The organism is Pseudomonas fluorescens NCIMB 11764 (assembly GCF_000293885.2).
Classification (GTDB): Bacteria; Pseudomonadota; Gammaproteobacteria; order Pseudomonadales; family Pseudomonadaceae; genus Aquipseudomonas; species Aquipseudomonas fluorescens_B.
This window is the reverse complement of record NZ_CP010945.1, coordinates 3,059,708-3,079,054: the sequence shown is the minus strand read 5'-3', so window position 1 is coordinate 3,079,054 and position 19,347 is coordinate 3,059,708. Positions and strand designations below refer to the sequence as shown.

Below are 19,347 nucleotides of genomic sequence, written 5' to 3'. Positions count from 1 at the left end.
GCGCCCTCGCCACAAAAAGCACTGTGGCCTGTGGATATATGGAATCACGGAAACGACAAAGGCCACCTGAAGGTGGCCTTTGTTTGGTGAAGCGTCAGCTAAGCGCGAGGCTTACTTGATCGCCCAACCGGTCAGCTCGGACAAAGCCTTGCCGATGTCTGCCAGCGAACGCACGGTTTTAACGCCTGCGTCTTCCAGGGCAGCAAACTTCTCGTCTGCAGTGCCTTTGCCGCCAGAGATGATTGCGCCAGCATGGCCCATGCGCTTGCCCGCAGGGGCAGTCACACCAGCGATGTAGGAAACAACCGGCTTGGTCACGTTTGCCTTGATGTAGGCAGCCGCTTCTTCTTCAGCCGAACCGCCGATCTCGCCGATCATCACGATCGCTTCGGTCTTCGGGTCTTCCTGGAACAGCTTCAGGATGTCGATGAAGTTCGAACCCGGGATCGGGTCACCGCCGATGCCGACGCAAGTCGACTGACCGAAACCGGCGTCAGTGGTCTGCTTCACAGCTTCGTAGGTCAGGGTGCCGGAACGGGAAACGATACCGACCTTGCCTGGCAAGTGAATGTGACCTGGCATGATGCCGATCTTGCATTCGCCTGGAGTGATCACGCCTGGGCAGTTAGGACCGATCAGGACTACGCCCAGCTCGTCGCACTTGACCTTGGCATCCAGCATGTCCAGGGTAGGAATGCCTTCGGTGATGCAAACGATCAGCTTGATGCCGCCGAATGCCGCTTCCAGGATGGAGTCCTTGCAGAAAGGAGCTGGAACGTAGATCACGCTGGCGGTGGCGCCAGTGGCAGCTACAGCGTCTTTCACGGTGTTGAACACTGGCAGACCCAGGTGCTCGGTGCCGCCTTTACCAGGAGTTACGCCGCCAACCATCTTGGTGCCGTATTCGATGGCTTGCTGGGTGTGGAAACTACCTTGCGAACCGGTAATACCCTGGCAGATAACTTTGGTGTCTTTATTGATCAGGACGCTCATTATTTGCCCTCCGCAGCTTTAACGACTTGTTGAGCAGCGTCGGTCAGGCTGGTAGCAGCGATGATGTTCAAACCGCTTTCTGCCAGTACTTTAGCGCCCAGCTCAGCGTTGTTGCCTTCAAGGCGAACAACAACCGGGATTTTCACGCCGACTTCTTTCACAGCGCCGATGATGCCTTCGGCAATCATGTCGCAACGAACGATGCCGCCGAAGATGTTGACCAGTACTGCAGCGACGTTAGTGTCGGACAGGATGATCTTGAACGCTTCGGTAACGCGTTCTTTGGTAGCACCGCCGCCCACGTCGAGGAAGTTGGCTGGTTTGCCGCCATGCAGGTTGACGATGTCCATGGTACCCATGGCCAGGCCAGCACCGTTGACCATGCAACCGATGTTGCCTTCCAGTGCTACGTAGTTCAGTTCGAACTTGGCAGCGTGCGCTTCGCGCGGATCGTCTTGCGACGGATCGTGGAAAGTCTTCAGCTTAGGCTGACGGTACATGGCGTTGGCGTCGATGTTGATCTTGGCGTCGAGGCAATGCAGATCGCCGTCAGCCTTGATCACCAGCGGGTTCACTTCCAGCAGAGCCAGGTCGTGATCCTTGAACAGCTTGGCCAGACCTACGAAGATCTTGGCGAACTGAGCAACCTGCTTGCCTTCCAGACCCAGCTGGAATGCCAGCTCGCGACCCTGGAATGGCTGAGCGCCAACCAGTGGATCGATAGTGGCCTTCAGAATTTTTTCTGGAGTGTCGTGAGCGATTTTCTCGATGTCCACGCCACCTTCGGTGGAAGCCATGAACACGATGCGACGGCTCGAACGGTCAACGACAGCGCCCAGGTACAGCTCTTTAGCGATATCAGTGCACGATTCAACCAGGATCTTGGTGACTGGCTGACCATTGGCATCAGTCTGGTAAGTCACCAGACGCTTGCCCAGCCACTGCTGTGCGAATGCCTTGGCGTCTTCTTTGCTGCGAACCAGCTTTACGCCGCCCGCTTTACCGCGACCACCAGCGTGGACCTGAGCTTTGACAACCCACTCGGTGCCGCCGATTTTGTCGCAAGCTTCTGCTGCTGCTTCCGGGGTATCTACCGCATAACCGGTGGAAACTGGCAGGCCGTACTCAGCGAACAGCTGCTTACCCTGATACTCGTGAAGATTCATGCTTATTACCGTCTTCGTTAGGTACTGCGCATTCGGTGCTGCACTTGTTCAAGTGCCGCACCACCTGTGACTGCTGCTTGCGTAGCCTTTCCGGACAACCGGTGCAGCTACGCAAGACTGCGTCCAGCGGATATTCCGCGGTGAGACTTGCATGCAAGGCTCACGACGGGCCATACCGCCGTGGTTTCTTATTGTCTTAACGCTTCTTGCGGTTGGCGATGTGAATGGCGCCGCCATTCACTGCCAGAGCTGCTTCGTGCAAGGCTTCAGACAGGGTCGGATGGGAGAAAACCATCATGCCCAGGTCTTCAGCGCTGGTGCCGAATTCCATACCGATCGCGCCCTGCTGAACCAGTTCTGCAGCGCTCGGGCCAATCACGTGGACGCCCAATACGCGGTCAGTCTTGGCATCGGCAATGACTTTCACGAAACCGCCGGTATCGTTGGCTGCCATGGCACGGCCACTGGCTGCGAACGGGAAGGTGCCAACGTTAACTTCAACGCCTTCAGCCTTCAAGGCCTGCTCGGTTTTGCCGACCCATGCGATTTCCGGGTGAGTATAAATAACCGAAGGGATCAAGTCATAGTTCATCTGGGCTTTGTGGCCCTTGATGCGCTCGACGACCATGATGCCCTCTTCCGAAGCTTTGTGAGCCAGCATCATGCCGCGCACCACGTCACCGATGGCGTAAACGCCCGGTACGGTGGTGGCGCAGTGATCGTCAACGTGCACGAAACCGCGCTCGTCGAGGGTCACGCCGCAATCGGCGGCCAGCAGATCCGTGGTGACCGGACGGCGACCAACGGCTACGATCAGCTTGTCGAAAGTGATGTTCTGTTCGCCATTGGCATCGGTGTAGTTCACAACGACTTCGTCGCCGTTCACTTTCGAACCGGTGACGCGAGCGCCCAGCTTGATGTCCAGGCCCTGTTTGGTCAGGGTTTTCAGCGCTTCCTTGGAAACGGCTGCGTCAGCGGCCATCAGGAAGGTGTCCAGCGCTTCAAGAACAGTCACTTCCGCGCCCAGACGGGACCAGACCGAACCCAGTTCCAGACCGATCACGCCAGCGCCAATCACGCCCAGACGTTTTGGAACCGATTGAAATTCCAGAGCGCCGGTGGAGTCGACGATCACATTCTGGTCGACCGGAGCCGGTGGAATGTCGATCGGACGCGAACCTGGAGCCAGGATCACGTTCTCGGCTTCAATGATTTCTACCGAACCGTCAGGCTTGGTGACTTCGACTTTCTTGCCAGCCAGCAGTTTGCCGTGGCCCTGGATCGAAGTAACGCCGTTAGCCTTGAACAGGGTGGCAACGCCGGAGGTCAGGCCTTTGACGATGTTGGCTTTACGGCCGACCATTGCTGGCACGTCCATGGTCACGCCAGCGTGGTTGATGCCGTGGATCGCGAAACCGTCTTGGGCTTCGTGGAACTTCCAGGAGCTGTCCAGCAGCGCCTTGGATGGAATGCAGCCGACGTTCAGGCAAGTACCGCCGAGGGCCAGTTTGCCTTCCTTGTCGGTGTATTTCTCGATGCAGGCAGTGGTGAGGCCCAGTTGCGCTGCTTTGATGGCAGCCACGTAGCCGCCAGGGCCCGCGCCAATCACTACCACGTCGAATTTCTGAGTCATGTGTCATTCCTTCTCGAATCAAACCGGACGGCCCCTTTTGGGGACCGTCGTGGGACGAAGCTGGTCATTACAGGTGGGCCGCCATCCTGCAGCGGCCCCATGCAACGAAATCAGATATCCAGCAGCAAACGAGCCGGGTCTTCCAGCAGGTTCTTGATGGTAACCAGGAAGGTCACAGCTTCTTTGCCATCGATCAGACGGTGATCGTAGGACAGAGCCAGGTACATCATCGGACGGATAACGACCTGACCGTTGATCGCCATAGGGCGCTGCAGAATGTTGTGCATGCCCAGGATGGCCGCTTGTGGCGGGTTGACGATCGGAGTCGACATCATCGAACCGAAGGTACCACCGTTGGTGATGGTGAACGTACCGCCGGTCATTTCATCCATCGACAGTTTGCCGTCGCGAGCCTTCTTGCCGAAGGTAGCGATGCCGCCTTCGATTTCAGCCAGGCTCATCAGTTCGGCGTTACGCAGAACCGGTACAACCAGACCGCGGTCGCTGGAAACAGCCACACCGACGTCGGCGTAGCCGTGGTAAACGATGTCGGCACCGTCGATCGACGCGTTGACAGCAGGGAAGCGTTTCAGCGCTTCGGTGGCCGCTTTCACGAAGAACGACATGAAGCCCAGGCGTACGCCGTTGTGGGACTTCTCGAACAGGTCCTTGTACTTCGAACGCAGGGCCATGACTTCGGTCATGTCGACTTCGTTGAAGGTGGTCAGCATCGCCATGTTCGACTGAGCTTCTACCAGACGCTTGGCCACGGTAGCGCGAACGCGGGTCATCGGTACGCGCTTCTCGATGCGGTCGCCAGCGGCGAACACAGGAGCAGCGGCAGCCGGAGCGGCAGCCTTGGCAGGTGCGGCAGCCGGAGCGGCTTTCTTGGCAGCAACAGCGGCCACCACGTCTTCCTTGGTCACACGACCGCCTTTGCCAGTGCCGGCAACGGAAGCGATGTTGATGCCGTTTTCTTCAGCCAGCTTGCGAGCAGCCGGTGCAGCAACAGGATCGTCTTCGCCTTCGGCGGCAGGAGCAGCAGCCTGTGCAGCGGCCGGAGCAGCAGCGGCAGCCGGAGCAGCGGCAGCAGCGCCGCCCGCTTCGATGGAGCCCAGGACTTCGTCGGACAGAACGGTGTCGCCTTCGTTCTTGACGATAGCGCCCAGCACGCCATCAGCGGTGGCCAACACTTCCAGCACAACCTTGTCGGTTTCGATGTCGACGATCAGGTCGTCACGCTTTACAGCGTCGCCCGGTTGTTTGTGCCAGGTGGCAACGGTGCCGTCGGCAACCGATTCCGGGAAAGTGGGGGCTTTGATTTCGATAGCCATTATCTGTGAGTCCTTAAATTCGGTTTCAGGTGCGCGAGGCGTTAAACAGTAAAGGCGTCTTGCAGCAGTTTTTCCTGCTGCTCAGCGTGCATCGATGCGTAACCGCATGCAGGTGCAGCAGAAGCCTCACGGCCCGCGTACTCAAGTACGAGAGACTTGTTGAGATTGCTGATGCTACGACGCATGTGGTGTTGGCTGCAGTACCACGCACCCTGGTTCATCGGCTCTTCCTGGCACCAGACGGCATTTTTGACGTTGGTGTAAGGAGCCAGGACTTCTTTCAAGTCGTCCTCAGGGAATGGGTACAGTTGCTCGATACGCACGATGGCGATGTCATCACGACCTTCGGCACGGCGTTTTTCCAGCAGGTCGTAGTAGACCTTGCCGCTACACAGAACAACGCGCTCGACCTTTTTCGGGTCCAGGGCATCGATTTCCGGGATAACGGTCTGGAACGAACCTTCCGCCAGATCTTCCAGCGTCGAGATGGCCAGTTTGTGGCGCAGCAGCGACTTCGGAGTCAGGACGATCAACGGCTTGCGCAGCGGGCGAATCACCTGACGGCGCAGCAAGTGGTAGATCTGAGCCGGCGTAGTCGGTACGGCAACCTGAATGTTGTGCTCGGCGCACAGCTGCAGGTAACGCTCCAGACGAGCCGAAGAGTGCTCCGGACCCTGACCTTCATAACCGTGCGGCAGCAGCATGGTCAGACCGCAGAGACGGCCCCACTTGTGCTCGCCACTGGTGATGAACTGGTCGATAACCACCTGGGCACCGTTGGCGAAGTCGCCGAACTGGGCTTCCCAGATCACCAGCGCCTCAGGCGTGGTGGTCGAGTAACCGTATTCGAACGCCAACACGGCTTCTTCGGACAGGAACGAATCGTACAGGTCAAAACGTGGCTGGCCGTTGTACAGGTTTTGCAGCGGGATGTAGGTGCCCGCGTCTTTCTGGTTGTGCAAGACAGCGTGACGGTGCGAGAACGTACCGCGACCGATGTCCTGACCCGTCATGCGAATCGGGTGACCTTCGAACGCCAGGGTCGCGTACGCCATGGTTTCGGCGTAACCCCAGTTGATCGGCAGGCCGCCGGCTTGCATTTTCTGACGGTCTTCGTAGATCTTCGAGACCTGGCGCTGAACCACGAAGCCTTCCGGAATTTCCAGCAGCTTGGCAGACAGTTCCTGCAAGGTTTTCAGATCGAAACGCGTGTCGTGACGTGCAGTCCAGGCGTGGCCCAGATACGGTCGCCAGTCCACGAACAACTCTTTGTTCGGCTCTTTGACCAGGCTTTTTACTACATGCAGACCGTTGTCCAGCGCGTTGCGGTATTCATCGACTTTCGCCTGAACACGCTCAACGTCCAGCACACCGCTCTGAGTCAGGCGATCGGCATACAGCTCACGGGTGGTGCGCTGTTTGGTGATCTGCTGATACATCAGAGGTTGGGTGCCGCTTGGCTCGTCGGCCTCGTTGTGGCCGCGACGACGGTAGCAGACCAGGTCGATCACCACGTCACGCGTGAACTGCATGCGGTAGTCGATGGCCAGCTGGGTCACGAACAATACGGCTTCCGGATCATCACCATTCACATGGAGGATCGGCGCCTGGATCATCTTCGCAACGTCGGTCGCGTACTCGGTGGAACGCGAGTCCAGCGGGTTGCTGATGGTGAAACCGACCTGGTTGTTGATCACGATGTGCACGGTGCCGCCGGTCTTGAAACCACGGGTCTGCGACATCTGGAAGGTTTCCATGACCACGCCCTGACCGGCGAACGCCGCGTCACCGTGGATGGAAATCGGCAGAACCTTCTCGCCGGTAGGGTCGTTACGACGATCCTGACGGGCGCGAACGGACCCCTCGACCACTGGAGATACGATTTCCAGGTGGGACGGGTTGAACGCCATGGCCAGGTGAACTTCACCACCGGTGGTCATGACGTTGGACGAGAAGCCCTGGTGGTATTTAACGTCACCGGAACCCAGTTCAACCTTCTTCTTGCCTTCGAACTCGTCGAACAGCTCGCGCGGGTTCTTGCCGAAGGTGTTGACCAGCACGTTCAGACGGCCACGGTGGGCCATGCCGATAACGATTTCCTTGGTGCCGTAGGAACCGGAACGCTGGATCAGCTCGTCGAGCATTGGAATCAGGCTCTCGCCGCCTTCCAGACCGAAACGCTTGGTGCCCGGGTATTTGGTGCCCAGGTATTTTTCCAGACCTTCACCGGCAGTCACGCGCTCGAGCAGGTGGCTCTTGATGTCGGCGGAGTACGTCGGACGACCACGCACGCTTTCCAGACGCTGCTGGAACCACTGGCGCTGCTCGGAATCGGTGATGTGCGTGAATTCAGCGCCGATGGTGCGGCAATATGTCTGCTGCAACGCTTCGTGAATTTCGCGTAGGCTCGCCTCCTCTTTGCCGATGAACAGGTCGCCGGCACGGAAGGTCGTATCAAGATCGGCATTGGTCAAGCCGTAATGATTGATCGACAGGTCTGCAGGTGCAGGACGCTGCCACAGCCCCAGCGGGTCAAGCTGGGCTGCCTGGTGGCCACGCATACGGTAGGCCTGGATCAATCGCAGCACTTCAACTTGCTTCTTCTCGTGCTCACTGCTCACGCTGCCGGCGGAAACCGGTTGTGCGCGGCGCTGGTTCTTTGCCAGCAAGACGAAATGATCGCGAATTGTGGAGTGCGAAACATCGGTGGCAGAGTTGCCGTCAGTAGGCAACTTCTGAAAGTAGGTGCGCCACTCTTCTGGCACAGCGTTAGGGTCGTGCAGGTAGAGCTCATAAAGCTCTTCCACATAGGCAGCGTTTCCACCTGAAAGGTGGGCACTGTTCCACATGCGCTGCATCACGCTTTCTTGCATGCTTGGTCACCCTCGGTTAGGGGAACACCACCGGCGTCGACACCGAGCAAACTTGCAGAAGTCCGAATGCAGCGACCAAAACAAGCCACTTAGGATCACGCTGATAGTCCGGGTACCAGCCCGGATGCCCCTGCTTGTCTCATTTCTTCAAAATAAGAGCCGCAGCCTTGTAAGCTGCTGCCCAGGTTAAAACTACGGCGCCGGTTGAAGCCTGCGCCGTAGCATCTACGGGTACAGCGGTCCTGCAGTTACAGCTGAATCACACGCCGCTTTGCAGCAGCATGTTACGCACGTGACCGATGGCCTTAGTCGGGTTCAGGCCTTTCGGACAGACGTTGACGCAGTTCATGATCCCGCGGCAGCGGAATACGCTGAACGGGTCATCCAGCGAAGCCAGACGCTCGGCAGTCTTGGTGTCGCGGCTGTCTGCCAGGAAGCGATACGCTTGCAGCAGAGCAGCTGGACCCAGGAACTTGTCCGGGTTCCACCAGAAGGACGGGCAAGAGGTCGAGCAGCAAGCGCACAGGATGCACTCGTACAGACCGTCGAGCTTTTCACGCTCTTCCGGAGTTTGCAGACGCTCGATGGCCGGAGCCGGCGTGTCGTTCTGCAGGTATGGCTTAACCTTCTCGTATTGCTTGTAGAAGATGCTCATATCGACGACCAGGTCACGGATAACCGGCAAACCTGGCAGCGGACGAACGATCAGCTTGTTACCTTTTACGACAGAAGACAGCGGCGTGACGCACGCCAGACCGTTTTTGCCGTTGATGTTCATGCCGTCGGAACCGCAAACGCCTTCACGGCAAGAGCGACGATAGGAGAAACCTTCGTCCTGCTCTTTGATCAGGGCCAGCACGTCCAGCACCATCAGGTCTTTACCACCGGTATCGACCTGGAATTCCTGCATGAACGGCGCAGCGTCCTGATCAGGGTTGTAGCGATAAACACTGACTTGCAACATGGCGGCCACCCTTAATAAGTCCGAATCTTAGGTTCAAAAGTCGGAACAGTCTTCGGCGAGAAGTTCACAGCACGCTTGGTCACGCGCTTGTCACCCGGGAAGTACAGGGTGTGGCACAGCCAGTTTTCGTCATCGCGATCTTCGTAGTCTTCACGGGCGTGAGCACCGCGGGACTCTTTGCGGATCTCTGCAGCGATGGCGGTGGCTTCAGCAACTTCCAGCAGGTTCTGCAGTTCCAGCGCTTCGATACGCGCAGTGTTGAACGCCTGGCTCTTGTCGTTGATCTTGACGTTGGCGATACGGCCACGCAGATCAGCCAGTTGAGCGATGCCCTTCTGCATGTATTCACCGGTACGGAATACACCGAAGTAGTTCTGCATGCAGCTTTGCAGCTCTTTACGCAGAGTGGCGACGTCTTCGCCTTCGGTACGCGAGTTCAGGCCATCGAGACGCGCCAGGGCAGCGTCGATGTCGGACTGGCGTGGACGGGCGTAATCAACGCCTTCTTTCAGGGTCTGCTCCAGGAACAGGCCAGCGGCACGGCCGAACACCACGAGGTCGAGCAGCGAGTTGCCGCCCAGACGGTTGGCACCGTGAACCGATACGCACGCCACTTCACCTACCGCGAACAGACCAGGAATGATCTGATCAACGCCGTCAGCGTCCTGAGTGATTGCCTGACCATGAATGTTGGTGGCAACGCCGCCCATCATATAGTGGCAGGTTGGAACGACCGGGATCGGCGCAACGGCAGGATCGACGTGAGCGAAGGTCTTGGACAGTTCCATGATGCCTGGCAGACGGCTGTGCAGAACTTCTTCACCGAGGTGATCGAGTTTCAGCATTACGTGGTCGCCATCGGGACCGCAACCGTTGCCAGCGATGATTTCTTTAACCATCGAGCGAGCAACAACGTCACGACCGGCGAGGTCTTTGGCGTTCGGAGCATAACGCTCCATGAAACGCTCGCCGTGCTTGTTGATCAGGTAGCCGCCTTCACCGCGGCAGCCTTCTGTTACCAGTACACCGGCGCCGGCGATGCCGGTCGGGTGGAACTGCCACATTTCAATGTCTTGTACCGGCACGCCAGCACGCAGAGCCATGCCGACGCCGTCACCGGTGTTGATCAGGGCATTGGTGGTGGACGAGTAGATACGGCCCGCACCACCAGTCGCCAGTACAGTGGCGTTTGCGCGAACGTAGGAGGTTTCACCGGTTTCGATGCAGATGACGATCATGCCGACAAAGGCACCATCTTCATTCTTCACCAGATCGACGCCGTAATATTCGTTGAGGAATACGGTGCCGGCCTTCAGGTTGGCCTGATACAGGGTGTGCAGCAATGCGTGACCGGTACGGTCGGCAGCGGCACAGGTACGGGCAGCCTGGCCACCTTTACCGAAGTCTTTCGACTGACCGCCGAACGGACGCTGGTAGATGCGACCCTGTTCGGTACGGGAGAACGGCAAGCCCATGTGCTCGAGCTCGAAGACTGCTTCCGGGCCTACGGAACACATGTATTCGATAGCGTCCTGGTCACCGATGTAGTCGGAACCCTTGACGGTATCGTACATGTGCCAGCGCCAGTCATCGTTTGGATCGGCGGACGCGATGGCGCAGGTGATGCCACCCTGGGCTGAAACAGTGTGCGAACGAGTCGGGAAAACCTTGGTGACAACGGCAGTCTTGTGACCGCCCTGTGCCAGCTGCAGCGCAGCGCGCATGCCGGCACCGCCGCCGCCAATGATGATGGCGTCGAACGAAAGCGTATTAACAGTAGTAGACATGAATCAGATACCCCAAAGAATCTGCACACCCCAGACGAAGTAGGCGAACATCGCAACGCCGCATACTGCCTGGAAGAGGAAACGTATCGCAGTCGCGGACTTGCCGAACGCCATTGGCGTCAAGTAGTCGGTCGCGATGGTCCACATGCCGACCCAGGCGTGAGCGCCGAGGGCAACGAGGGCCAGGAGACTGAAAATACGCATCCAGTTGTTTGCGAACAGTTCATGCCATTGGGCGTAGCCGATGCCGGGATGGGCAACCACGTATCCGATCAGGAAAATGAAGTAAGCCGCGAGAACGACCGCAGACACACGTTGTGCCATCCAGTCATAGAGGCCCGAACGCGACAGGTTCGTGACGTTAGTTACCATATCCAAACTCCTGCCAGAACGATTACCACCACGGAAACGGCGATAACGATTTTCGAGCCCAGTTTGCCGCCTTCAAGCGTCTCACCGATGCCCATGTCCATGATCAAATGGCGCACACCGGCAACCAGGTGATACAGCAAGGCGGACAGGATGCCCCAAATCACTAGCTTGGCTAGCGGACTGGTCAGACACGCTTTCACCTGACCGAAGCCTTCTTCCGAGTCGAGCGACTTGTCCAATGCATAAAGCATGATGGCCAGGCTGACAAAGAGGATGACACCGGAGATTCGGTGAAGAATGGACGTGTAAGCAGTGACTGGGAGTTTGATGGTCCTTAGGTCTAGGTTTACAGGTCGTTGGCTATTCACGGCTTTTTTTCACACTGAAGAGCCCCTAACAATCAGGGCAAAGTTGTTGGGGAGTGCACTGGTCAGGTACCCACCACCCAGGGAGTGCGACCCCCAATAAAGCAGGCCCAAAAGCCCCTGGCGGTCGGAGGCCGAGTATAGACAGTTAGGCTACTAATGACAACGCGTTCCCCTTCCCCTAATAGCGCATTGCACAAGTTGCATAAAAGGCGTAAATGGCAGTCAATTTCGAGGAAAAAGTCCGGTTAAAGCCTTCTGGAGCAAGACTTTAGGCAAATTGACATTCGAATTTATCTCACTATAGTGGTGCGGGCCCTGTGTGGGGGGTCTGTCTGATGATTTCAAGCATAAATAGGAGGCCACATGGCTGACAAAAAAGCGCAGTTGATCATCGAGGGCGCAGCCCCCGTCGAGCTGCCCATTTTAACCGGCACCGTTGGTCCCGATGTTATCGATGTTCGGGGCCTGACGGCCACGGGCCGTTTCACCTTTGACCCTGGTTTCATGTCGACCGCTTCCTGCGAGTCGAAGATCACCTATATCGACGGCGACAACGGCATTCTGCTGCACCGCGGCTACCCGATCGAACAGCTGGCTGAAAAGTCGGACTACCTGGAAACCTGCTATCTGCTGCTCAACGGTGAATTGCCGACCGCAGAACAGAAGGCCCAGTTCGTCAGCACCGTGAAGAACCACACCATGGTTCACGAGCAGTTGAAGACGTTCTTCAACGGCTTCCGTCGCGACGCCCACCCGATGGCTGTCATGTGCGGCGTAGTCGGCGCCCTCTCGGCCTTCTACCACGACTCCCTGGACATCAATAACCCGCAGCATCGCGAAATCTCCGCGATCCGCCTGGTTGCCAAGATGCCGACCCTGGCAGCGATGGTTTACAAGTACTCCATGGGCCAACCCATGATGTACCCGCGCAACGACCTGACGTACGCGGAAAACTTCCTGCACATGATGTTCAACACCCCGTGCGAGATCAAACCGATCAGCCCGGTACTCGCCAAGGCCATGGACCGGATCTTCATCCTCCATGCCGACCACGAGCAAAACGCATCGACTTCCACCGTACGCCTGGCCGGCTCTTCGGGTGCCAACCCGTTCGCCTGTATCGCTGCCGGCATCGCTGCACTGTGGGGCCCTGCCCACGGCGGCGCGAACGAAGCTGTTCTGACCATGCTCGATGAAATTGGCGATGTCTCGAACATCGACAAGTACATCGCCAAGGCCAAGGACAAGAACGATCCGTTCAAGCTGATGGGCTTCGGTCACCGGGTTTACAAGAACCGCGACCCACGCGCCACCGTGATGAAGCAGACCTGCGACGAAGTGCTGAAGGAACTGGGCATCAACAACGATCCGCAACTCGAACTGGCCATGCGCCTGGAAGAGATCGCCCTGACCGATCCGTATTTCATCGAGCGCTCGCTGTACCCGAACGTCGACTTCTACTCGGGGATCATCCTCAAGGCGATCGGCATTCCAACCAGCATGTTCACGGTAATCTTCGCTCTGGCGCGGACTGTCGGCTGGATCTCCCACTGGAAAGAAATGCTCTCCAGCCCGTACAAGATTGGCCGTCCGCGCCAGCTGTACACCGGCTACGAGTCGCGTGATATCACCAAGCTGGAAGACCGCAAATAAGACTTGTCTTGCGATAACGTCTTAAAGTTGTACCGAGAACGGCCTCTTATATAGAGGCCGTTTTTGTTTGTGCGCTTTGAATGTGTGGATGTGGATGTGCATATCCATTCCTGCGGTAACGGCGCCTATTGGTTCCGCTTTTACAGCGGGTTACTTGGAAAAGCGCCAAGTAACCAAGCGCTCTTGCCCCACCACTCGGCACCTCGCTTGAGCTCGGCGTGCCCGAACACAGGCATTGCTCCGCGGGTCGCCGCGATGGGCCATCCCTGGCCCGGCGCGGCTAAACCGGCATCCTTGCCGGTTTAGCCGCTGCGCAATACCTGCGTTCGGCCAGCGTGGTTTAACGGGGCGCCTTAGATCAAAATCAAAACCTCGACGGCCTTCGGGCCGACCGGGGTGACAAGCGACTGTGCACACACTCTCGATTTGCAATGAATCCCTGTGGGAGCGAGCCTGCTCGCGATAGCGTCGTCCCAGTCAACATCAATGTTGAATGGAAGTCCGGCATCGCGAGCAGGCTCGCACACAGTGGGAATTTCGTTGGGCATGGCATTGGTGTTCACCTGCGATCACCTGACCGAACTAACCGTCAGGTCAGCTCGAAACTAGCAGGCGCCGTTACACCAAACACGGATATGCACATATTCAAAAAACCGGTCGGGACCATCGCCCCAAAGGGTCCGATAACCGCCCACAGAAAAATGCCCCGATCTCTCGACCGGGGCATTTCTGTTCAACCCAACTTACACAAACACTCTCGAAACCTTAGTGCGAAACCGCCCCACTCGCCCCCAGACCCGTCTGCGAACGAACAAACTGCGGGAAGAACAACGCCCGCTCATTGTCAGCCGCCGTCGACTTGTCAGTGATCGAGAAGAACCAGATCCCCACAAACGCAATGATCATCGAGAACAACGCCGGGTATTCATACGGGAAGATCGCCTTCTCGTGATGCAGGATCTGCACCCAGATGGTTGGCCCGAGGACCATCAAGCCTACCGCACTGACCAGACCCAGCCAGCCACCGATCATCGCACCGCGGGTGGTCAGCTTCTTCCAGTACATGGAAAGCAGCAGCACCGGGAAGTTGCAGCTCGCCGCGATGGAGAACGCCAGGCCCACCATGAACGCGATGTTCTGGCTTTCGAACAGAATACCCAGACCGATCGCCAGCACCGCCAGTGCGATGGTGGTGATTTTCGAGACACGAATCTCGTCCTTCTCGTTCGCCTTGCCTTTCTTGATCACGCTGGCATACAGGTCATGGGACACCGCCGAAGCACCGGCCAGGGTCAGACCGGCAACCACTGCCAGAATGGTCGCGAACGCTACCGCCGAGATGAAGCCCAGGAAAATACTGCCACCGACCGCATTGGCCAGGTGCACCGCTGCCATGTTGTTGCCGCCCAACAGCGCGCCAGCCGCATCTTTGAAAGCCGGGTTGGTGCTGACCAGCAGGATCGCGCCGAAGCCGATGATGAAGGTCAGGATGTAGAAGTAACCAATGAAGCCGGTTGCATACAGCACGCTCTTGCGAGCTTCTTTCGCATCACTCACGGTGAAGAAGCGCATCAGGATGTGTGGCAGGCCAGCGGTACCGAACATCAGCGCCAGACCAAGGGAGAACGCGGAGACCGGATCTTTCACCAGACCGCCCGGGCTCATGATCGCCTCACCTTTAGGGTGAACCTTGATCGCCTCGGAGAACAGGGCACTGAAGTCGAAGTTGACGTGCTTCATTACCATCAGCGCCATGAACGAGGCACCGGACAGCAACAGCACAGCCTTGATGATCTGCACCCAAGTGGTCGCCAGCATGCCGCCGAACAGCACGTACATGCACATCAGGATACCGACCAGGATCACCGCAACGTGGTAGTCGAGACCGAACAGCAGCTGGATCAGCTTGCCGGCACCGACCATTTGCGCGATCAGGTAGAACGCCACCACCACCAGCGAACCGCAAGCGGACAGCGAGCGAATCTGGGTTTGCCCAAGGCGGTAGGACGCCACGTCGGCAAAAGTGTATTTACCCAGGTTACGCAGGCGCTCGGCGATCAGGAACAGAATGATCGGCCAGCCCACCAGGAAGCCGATCGAGTAGATCAGGCCGTCGTATCCGGAGGTGAACACCAGGGCGGAAATACCCAGGAAGGACGCCGCGGACATGTAGTCGCCGGCGATCGCCAGGCCGTTCTGGAAACCGGTGATTTTGCCGCCGGCCGCATAGTAGTCGGCCGCCGAGTTGTTTTTCTTCGAAGCCCAGTAGGTGATATACAAAGTCGCGCCGACAAACGCCACGAACATCAGGATCGCGGCGACGTTCAGCGGTTGTTTGGTCACTGCACCGGTCAGGGCTTCAGCCGCCCAGGCGCCAGGTGCGAACGCTGCGATGCTCAAAAGAGCCATTAGACGCCGGATCATTGCTGAGCCTCCTTGAGAATCGCATTGTTCAGGTCGTCGAATTCGCCATTGGCGCGTCGAACGTAGATCGCGGTGAGGATGAAGGCCGAAAGAATCAGCCCGACACCGATCGGTATGCCCCAGGTTATCGATGACTCAGGGCTGATCTTCGCGCCCAGAATATGCGGCCCGTAAGCGATCAAAAGGATGAATCCGGAGTAAAGCCCAAGCATGATCGCCGAAAGAATCCAGGCGAACCTTTCTCGCTTACTAACCAGCTCCTTGAAGCGCGGGCTGTTTTGAATCGAGAGGTAAATGCTGTCGTTCATTGTTTTTATCCTCGCAGCACAGATTATTGGTGGAACGGTATCCACTCTATGCGGCTGCGGGGCAGGTTCCAGACGACCTTAGTATTAGAACGACATGACAGAATCGCCATTTTCCAGCATGCAGAAAATAAAAGGCCCCCAGGCATTTGTGCCAAGGGGCCTTCAGAGGTGCTGACCCAACGCGTCAGCTCAGATTATTTGATCCAGTCTGCAACGCGCTCCGGGTGCTTGGCGACCCAATCCTTCGCGGCCGCTTCAGGCTTGGCGCCTTCTTGAATGGCCAGCATGACTTCGCCGATTTCGTCTTTCGAAGACCATTGGAAGTTTTTCAGGAACTTGGCCACTTCCGGTGCTTTGGTTGCCAGCTCTTTGCTGCCGATGCTGTTCACGGTTTCAGCCGCGCCATACACGCCTTTCGGGTCTTCGAGGAAGCGCAGTTTCCACTTGGCGAACATCCAGTGCGGTACCCAACCGGTCACGGCAATGGATTCGTTTTTCTTCTCGGCGCGGGTCAGCTCGGCAATCATGCCGGCGCCGGAACTGGCCTTGAGTTGATAGCCAGTCAGGTCGTAGTCCTTGATGGCCTGCTCGGTCTTGAGCATCACGCCCGAACCGGCGTCGATGCCGACGATGCGTTTCTTGAAGCTATCGTCTGTTTTCAGATCTTCAAGCGACTTGGCCTTGACGTACTCCGGCACGATCAGACCGATTTTCGCGTCCTTGAAGTTCGGGCCGTAATCGACGACCTGGTCTTTGTTCTTGGCCCAGTAATCACCGTGAGTCACCGGCAACCAGGCCGACAGCATGGCGTCGAGTTTGCCTGTCGCCACGCCCTGCCACATGATCCCGGTCGCGACGGCCTGCAGCTTCACGTCATAACCCAGCTTCTGCTTGATCACTTCGGCGGCCACATGGGTGGTCGCTACGCTGTCGGACCAGCCATCAACGTAACCGATGCTCAGGGTCTTGCTCTCGGCATTGGCGAATGTGGAGCCAATCGCAAGTACCAGAGCGGCACCTGCGCCTAAAAGTCGTCGCATCTTCATCGTTACTTCCCCGAAAGTGCTGCGCTCGACGGATGCCGAGTCGCGTCAACGTATTGTTATGGTGCACAGCGCCCCCATCACGCCCACCGCAAACTCGTTCGATCATCAGCGCGATTTATCAACAAGGGAACTGACGCCTCGATAATCAACCTGACGCCAACCGGAACCTGTGCTGTCAGCGACCTCAAGGCATCGAGAAACGACATCAGAACGCCATTAATCACGACCACCTTCAGCGCTCCCGCCGATCCGCCCGAACTTTGCATGTCAAAATCATGCAGGCCACCAAGCGCGGGGCAATTGCAGGTAACATGCGCGGCTTTGCTCCCAGACGGCCTGACCATGCCCGCGACATCACGCTTTCCTTTTTTTGCATATTTATTCGCCTGCCTGCTGGGGCTTTTTGCCCTTGGCGGTTTTTGGTACGGACTCGGCAAACCGGTGAGTCTGCCGGACGTGGCCAGCGCAACGCACAAGCTGCAATGCGCCTCCTACACCCCATTCGACAAAGACCAATCGCCGTTCGATCAGCCGTTCAAGTTGCGCCCCGAGCGCATGGACGCCGACCTCGCTTTGCTGGCCACCCGCTTCGAATGCATCCGCACCTATTCCATGACCGGCCTCGAGGCCCTACCCGATCTGGCGCGAAAGCATGGCCTGAAGCTGATGATCGGCGCCTGGGTCAACAGCAATCCGGTGGACACCGAGAAAGAAGTCGACCTGCTGATTGCCTCCGCCAACGCCAACCAGGACGTGGTGACGTCGGTGATCGTCGGCAACGAGACTCTATTGCGCAAGGAAATCACCGGCGCTCAGCTGGCCAGGCTGATCGGCAAGGTCAAAAGTCAGGTCAAGCAGCCTGTCACTTATGCCGACGTCTGGGAGTTCTGGCTCAAACACCCGGAAATCGCCCCCGCAGTGGACTTCCTGACCATCCACCTGCTGCCCTACTGGGAGGATGAGCCTTCGAACATCGACGCCGCGCTGCAGCATGTTCGCGAAGTGCGTCAGGTGTTCGGCAACAAATTCGCACCCAAAGACGTGATGATCGGCGAAACCGGCTGGCCAAGCGAAGGCCGTCAGCGCGAAACCGCCCTCCCAAGCCGAGTCAACGAGGCCAAGTTCATTCGCAACTTTGTGATCATGGCCGAGCAAGAAGGCTGGCACTACAACCTGATCGAAGCCTTCGACCAACCCTGGAAACGCGCCAGTGAAGGGGCGGTCGGTGGTTACTGGGGGCTGTTCGATGCCGATCGTCAGGACAAGGGCGTGCTGGCGGGGCCAGTGTCGAACGTGCCGTACTGGTCGCAGTGGCTGGTGGTGGGTGGCGTGATCTTCCTCGGCACACTGATCCTGGGCGGACGCGTACGCAGCACCCGCGCGGCCTTGGTTCTGCCGCTTCTGGGCGCGCTGGCAGCCTGTTCGATTGGTGCATGGGGCGATTTGGCGCGGGTTACCACGCGATTTACCAGTGAATGGTTGTGGGTCGCCTTGCTGACCGGTTTGAACCTGCTGGTGCTGGCGCATGCAGCGCTGACATTGAGCGCTCGCACGGGTTGGCGTGGGCAAGCCTTCGCTGCGCTGGAACGTAGGGCGGGCTGGTTGCTGGCAGTGGCAGGTTTTGCGGCGGCGGTGATGATGCTGGAGCTGGTGCTGGATCCGCGTTATCGCAGCTTCCCGAGTGTCGCGTTCATCCTGCCGGCGCTGGTTTACCTGTGCCGTCCGGTGAGCGTGCCACGTCGAGAGATTGCCCTGCTGACCTTCATCGTCGGTGCCGGCATTGCGCCGCAGTTGTATCGCGAAGGTTTGCAAAACCAGCAGGCCTGGGGCTGGGCATTGGTGAGCGTGTTGATGGTGGCGGCGTTGTGGCGCAGTTTGCGGGTGCGCAAGGGCTGATCTTTCAGTGCTGCTACCGGCCCTGACGCGGGCAAGCCACGCGCCCACAGGTTCTTCAGCGAATACAGATTTTGTGTACGACAAAGATCCTGTGGGAGCGCGACTTGCCCGCGAGGGCTGACGATCAGGCGCGAGGCGTCCGGACCAGTCGCAAAGCAGCAATCACCACAGCAAACACAGCCATCGTCGTGTTGTACAACGCCAGCGCCGGAAACCCGAACACCAGCGCCAGTATCGCCAACCACCACCCTGCCCGGCCCGGCAACACAAAGCCGATTACCGCTGCCGCCAGGGCGGTCCAGCCCAATACCTGGAAATGAATCATCAAGCCCAGGTTCGAACGGACCACGCATTCCCAGCGGCTCGCGTCGTCGACGCAGAGACCGACCCACTGCGCATCCTCCATGAAGCCATAACGCGCGCCATAACTGGCGGCCAGCCATAAAGGCAGCAAGACAAGCAGCAGAATCACGGGCAAACGGCGGGACATGAGGCACTCCAATAAGCGAAAACGGCGGCCAGCTTAATCC

16 protein-coding genes are annotated in these 19,347 nt (G+C 58.1%); 2 read left to right on the top strand and 14 right to left on the bottom strand.

Going from position 1 to position 19,347, the window contains the following annotated elements:
- Window positions 1-111: 111 nt before the first annotated feature.
- The 9 genes from sucD to sdhC all read right to left on the bottom strand — a co-directional run bounded on the left by sucD (window position 112) and on the right by sdhC (window position 11,490).
- Window positions 112-993 carry a succinate--CoA ligase subunit alpha gene (gene sucD / locus B723_RS14170; protein ID WP_007898976.1) on the bottom strand — a complete coding sequence of 294 codons (882 nt, stop codon included), beginning with the start codon at window positions 991-993 and terminating at the stop codon, window positions 112-114.
- Window positions 993-2,159: an ADP-forming succinate--CoA ligase subunit beta gene (gene sucC / locus B723_RS14165; RefSeq protein WP_007898980.1), complete on the bottom strand. Its 1,167-nt coding sequence runs from the start codon at window positions 2,157-2,159 to the stop codon at window positions 993-995. The genes sucD and sucC overlap by 1 nt, the downstream gene beginning before the upstream one ends.
- Window positions 2,160-2,355: 196 nt before the next feature.
- Complete coding sequence (gene lpdA / locus B723_RS14160) at window positions 2,356-3,792, bottom strand: dihydrolipoyl dehydrogenase (protein ID WP_017337246.1); 1,437 nt, start codon at window positions 3,790-3,792, stop codon at window positions 2,356-2,358.
- 110 nt (window positions 3,793-3,902) lie between these two features.
- On the bottom strand, window positions 3,903-5,126 hold the full coding sequence (gene odhB, locus B723_RS14155; protein ID WP_017337245.1) for a 2-oxoglutarate dehydrogenase complex dihydrolipoyllysine-residue succinyltransferase: 1,224 nt from the start codon (window positions 5,124-5,126) through the stop codon (window positions 3,903-3,905).
- Between the two features lie 41 nt (window positions 5,127-5,167).
- Entirely contained in the window at window positions 5,168-7,999 is a 2,832-nt protein-coding gene (locus B723_RS14150) for a 2-oxoglutarate dehydrogenase E1 component (protein WP_017337244.1), read from the bottom strand.
- 259 nt (window positions 8,000-8,258) lie between these two features.
- Window positions 8,259-8,963, bottom strand: a complete 705-nt coding sequence (locus B723_RS14145; protein ID WP_010456852.1) for a succinate dehydrogenase iron-sulfur subunit — start codon at window positions 8,961-8,963, stop codon at window positions 8,259-8,261.
- An 11-nt stretch (window positions 8,964-8,974) separates the two neighbouring features.
- The gene (sdhA, locus tag B723_RS14140; RefSeq protein WP_008032662.1) at window positions 8,975-10,750 is read right to left on the bottom strand and encodes a succinate dehydrogenase flavoprotein subunit; all 1,776 of its coding nucleotides are present in this window, start codon (window positions 10,748-10,750) and stop codon (window positions 8,975-8,977) included.
- A gap of 3 nt (window positions 10,751-10,753) precedes the next feature.
- A complete protein-coding gene (sdhD, locus tag B723_RS14135) occupies window positions 10,754-11,122 on the bottom strand; it encodes a succinate dehydrogenase, hydrophobic membrane anchor protein (protein ID WP_017337243.1) in 369 nt (122 codons plus the stop codon).
- Window positions 11,116-11,490, bottom strand: coding sequence for a succinate dehydrogenase, cytochrome b556 subunit (gene sdhC, locus B723_RS14130; RefSeq protein ID WP_017337242.1), 375 nt, complete (start codon window positions 11,488-11,490; stop codon window positions 11,116-11,118). Before sdhC ends, sdhD begins: the two co-directional genes overlap by 7 nt.
- A gap of 363 nt (window positions 11,491-11,853) precedes the next feature.
- Between sdhC and gltA the strand changes: the two genes are divergently transcribed.
- Window positions 11,854-13,143 (top strand): citrate synthase, encoded by a 1,290-nt coding sequence (gene gltA / locus B723_RS14125; protein WP_017337241.1) that lies wholly within the window; start codon window positions 11,854-11,856, stop codon window positions 13,141-13,143.
- 353 nt (window positions 13,144-13,496) lie between these two features.
- On the opposite strand, the gene B723_RS33350 is transcribed toward gltA, so the two are convergent.
- The 4 genes from B723_RS33350 to B723_RS14105 all read right to left on the bottom strand — a co-directional run bounded on the left by B723_RS33350 (window position 13,497) and on the right by B723_RS14105 (window position 16,921).
- Window positions 13,497-13,706, bottom strand: a complete 210-nt coding sequence (locus B723_RS33350; RefSeq protein ID WP_017337240.1) for a hypothetical protein — start codon at window positions 13,704-13,706, stop codon at window positions 13,497-13,499.
- A 202-nt stretch (window positions 13,707-13,908) separates the two neighbouring features.
- The gene (locus B723_RS14115) at window positions 13,909-15,567 is read right to left on the bottom strand and encodes a cation acetate symporter (protein WP_017337239.1); all 1,659 of its coding nucleotides are present in this window, start codon (window positions 15,565-15,567) and stop codon (window positions 13,909-13,911) included.
- Window positions 15,564-15,875, bottom strand: coding sequence for a DUF485 domain-containing protein (locus B723_RS14110; RefSeq protein ID WP_017337238.1), 312 nt, complete (start codon window positions 15,873-15,875; stop codon window positions 15,564-15,566). The genes B723_RS14115 and B723_RS14110 overlap by 4 nt, the downstream gene beginning before the upstream one ends.
- A gap of 194 nt (window positions 15,876-16,069) precedes the next feature.
- On the bottom strand, window positions 16,070-16,921 hold the full coding sequence (locus B723_RS14105) for a glycine betaine ABC transporter substrate-binding protein (protein WP_017337237.1): 852 nt from the start codon (window positions 16,919-16,921) through the stop codon (window positions 16,070-16,072).
- A 300-nt stretch (window positions 16,922-17,221) separates the two neighbouring features.
- On the opposite strand from B723_RS14105, the gene B723_RS14095 reads away from it, so the two are divergent.
- Window positions 17,222-18,817, top strand: coding sequence for a beta-1,6-glucan synthase (locus B723_RS14095; protein WP_017337235.1), 1,596 nt, complete (start codon window positions 17,222-17,224; stop codon window positions 18,815-18,817).
- A gap of 124 nt (window positions 18,818-18,941) precedes the next feature.
- On the opposite strand, the gene B723_RS14090 is transcribed toward B723_RS14095, so the two are convergent.
- Window positions 18,942-19,307 carry a hypothetical protein gene (locus tag B723_RS14090; protein ID WP_017337234.1) on the bottom strand — a complete coding sequence of 122 codons (366 nt, stop codon included), beginning with the start codon at window positions 19,305-19,307 and terminating at the stop codon, window positions 18,942-18,944.
- Between the last annotated feature and the right edge of the window lie 40 nt (window positions 19,308-19,347).

What these genes read in the sequence shown, in the direction of transcription:
- sucD (WP_007898976.1), bottom strand. Translation starts at nt 993, where the DNA reads ATGAGCGTCCTGATCAATAAAGACACCAAAGTTATCTGCCAGGGTATT.
- sucC (WP_007898980.1), bottom strand. Translation starts at nt 2,159, where the DNA reads ATGAATCTTCACGAGTATCAGGGTAAGCAGCTGTTCGCTGAGTACGGC.
- lpdA (WP_017337246.1), bottom strand. Translation starts at nt 3,792, where the DNA reads ATGACTCAGAAATTCGACGTGGTAGTGATTGGCGCGGGCCCTGGCGGC.
- odhB (WP_017337245.1), bottom strand. Translation starts at nt 5,126, where the DNA reads ATGGCTATCGAAATCAAAGCCCCCACTTTCCCGGAATCGGTTGCCGAC.
- B723_RS14150 (WP_017337244.1), bottom strand. Translation starts at nt 7,999, where the DNA reads ATGCAAGAAAGCGTGATGCAGCGCATGTGGAACAGTGCCCACCTTTCA.
- B723_RS14145 (WP_010456852.1), bottom strand. Translation starts at nt 8,963, where the DNA reads ATGTTGCAAGTCAGTGTTTATCGCTACAACCCTGATCAGGACGCTGCG.
- sdhA (WP_008032662.1), bottom strand. Translation starts at nt 10,750, where the DNA reads ATGTCTACTACTGTTAATACGCTTTCGTTCGACGCCATCATCATTGGC.
- sdhD (WP_017337243.1), bottom strand. Translation starts at nt 11,122, where the DNA reads ATGGTAACTAACGTCACGAACCTGTCGCGTTCGGGCCTCTATGACTGG.
- gltA (WP_017337241.1), top strand. Translation starts at nt 11,854, where the DNA reads ATGGCTGACAAAAAAGCGCAGTTGATCATCGAGGGCGCAGCCCCCGTC.
- B723_RS14115 (WP_017337239.1), bottom strand. Translation starts at nt 15,567, where the DNA reads ATGATCCGGCGTCTAATGGCTCTTTTGAGCATCGCAGCGTTCGCACCT.
- B723_RS14110 (WP_017337238.1), bottom strand. Translation starts at nt 15,875, where the DNA reads ATGAACGACAGCATTTACCTCTCGATTCAAAACAGCCCGCGCTTCAAG.
- B723_RS14105 (WP_017337237.1), bottom strand. Translation starts at nt 16,921, where the DNA reads ATGAAGATGCGACGACTTTTAGGCGCAGGTGCCGCTCTGGTACTTGCG.
- B723_RS14090 (WP_017337234.1), bottom strand. Translation starts at nt 19,307, where the DNA reads ATGTCCCGCCGTTTGCCCGTGATTCTGCTGCTTGTCTTGCTGCCTTTA.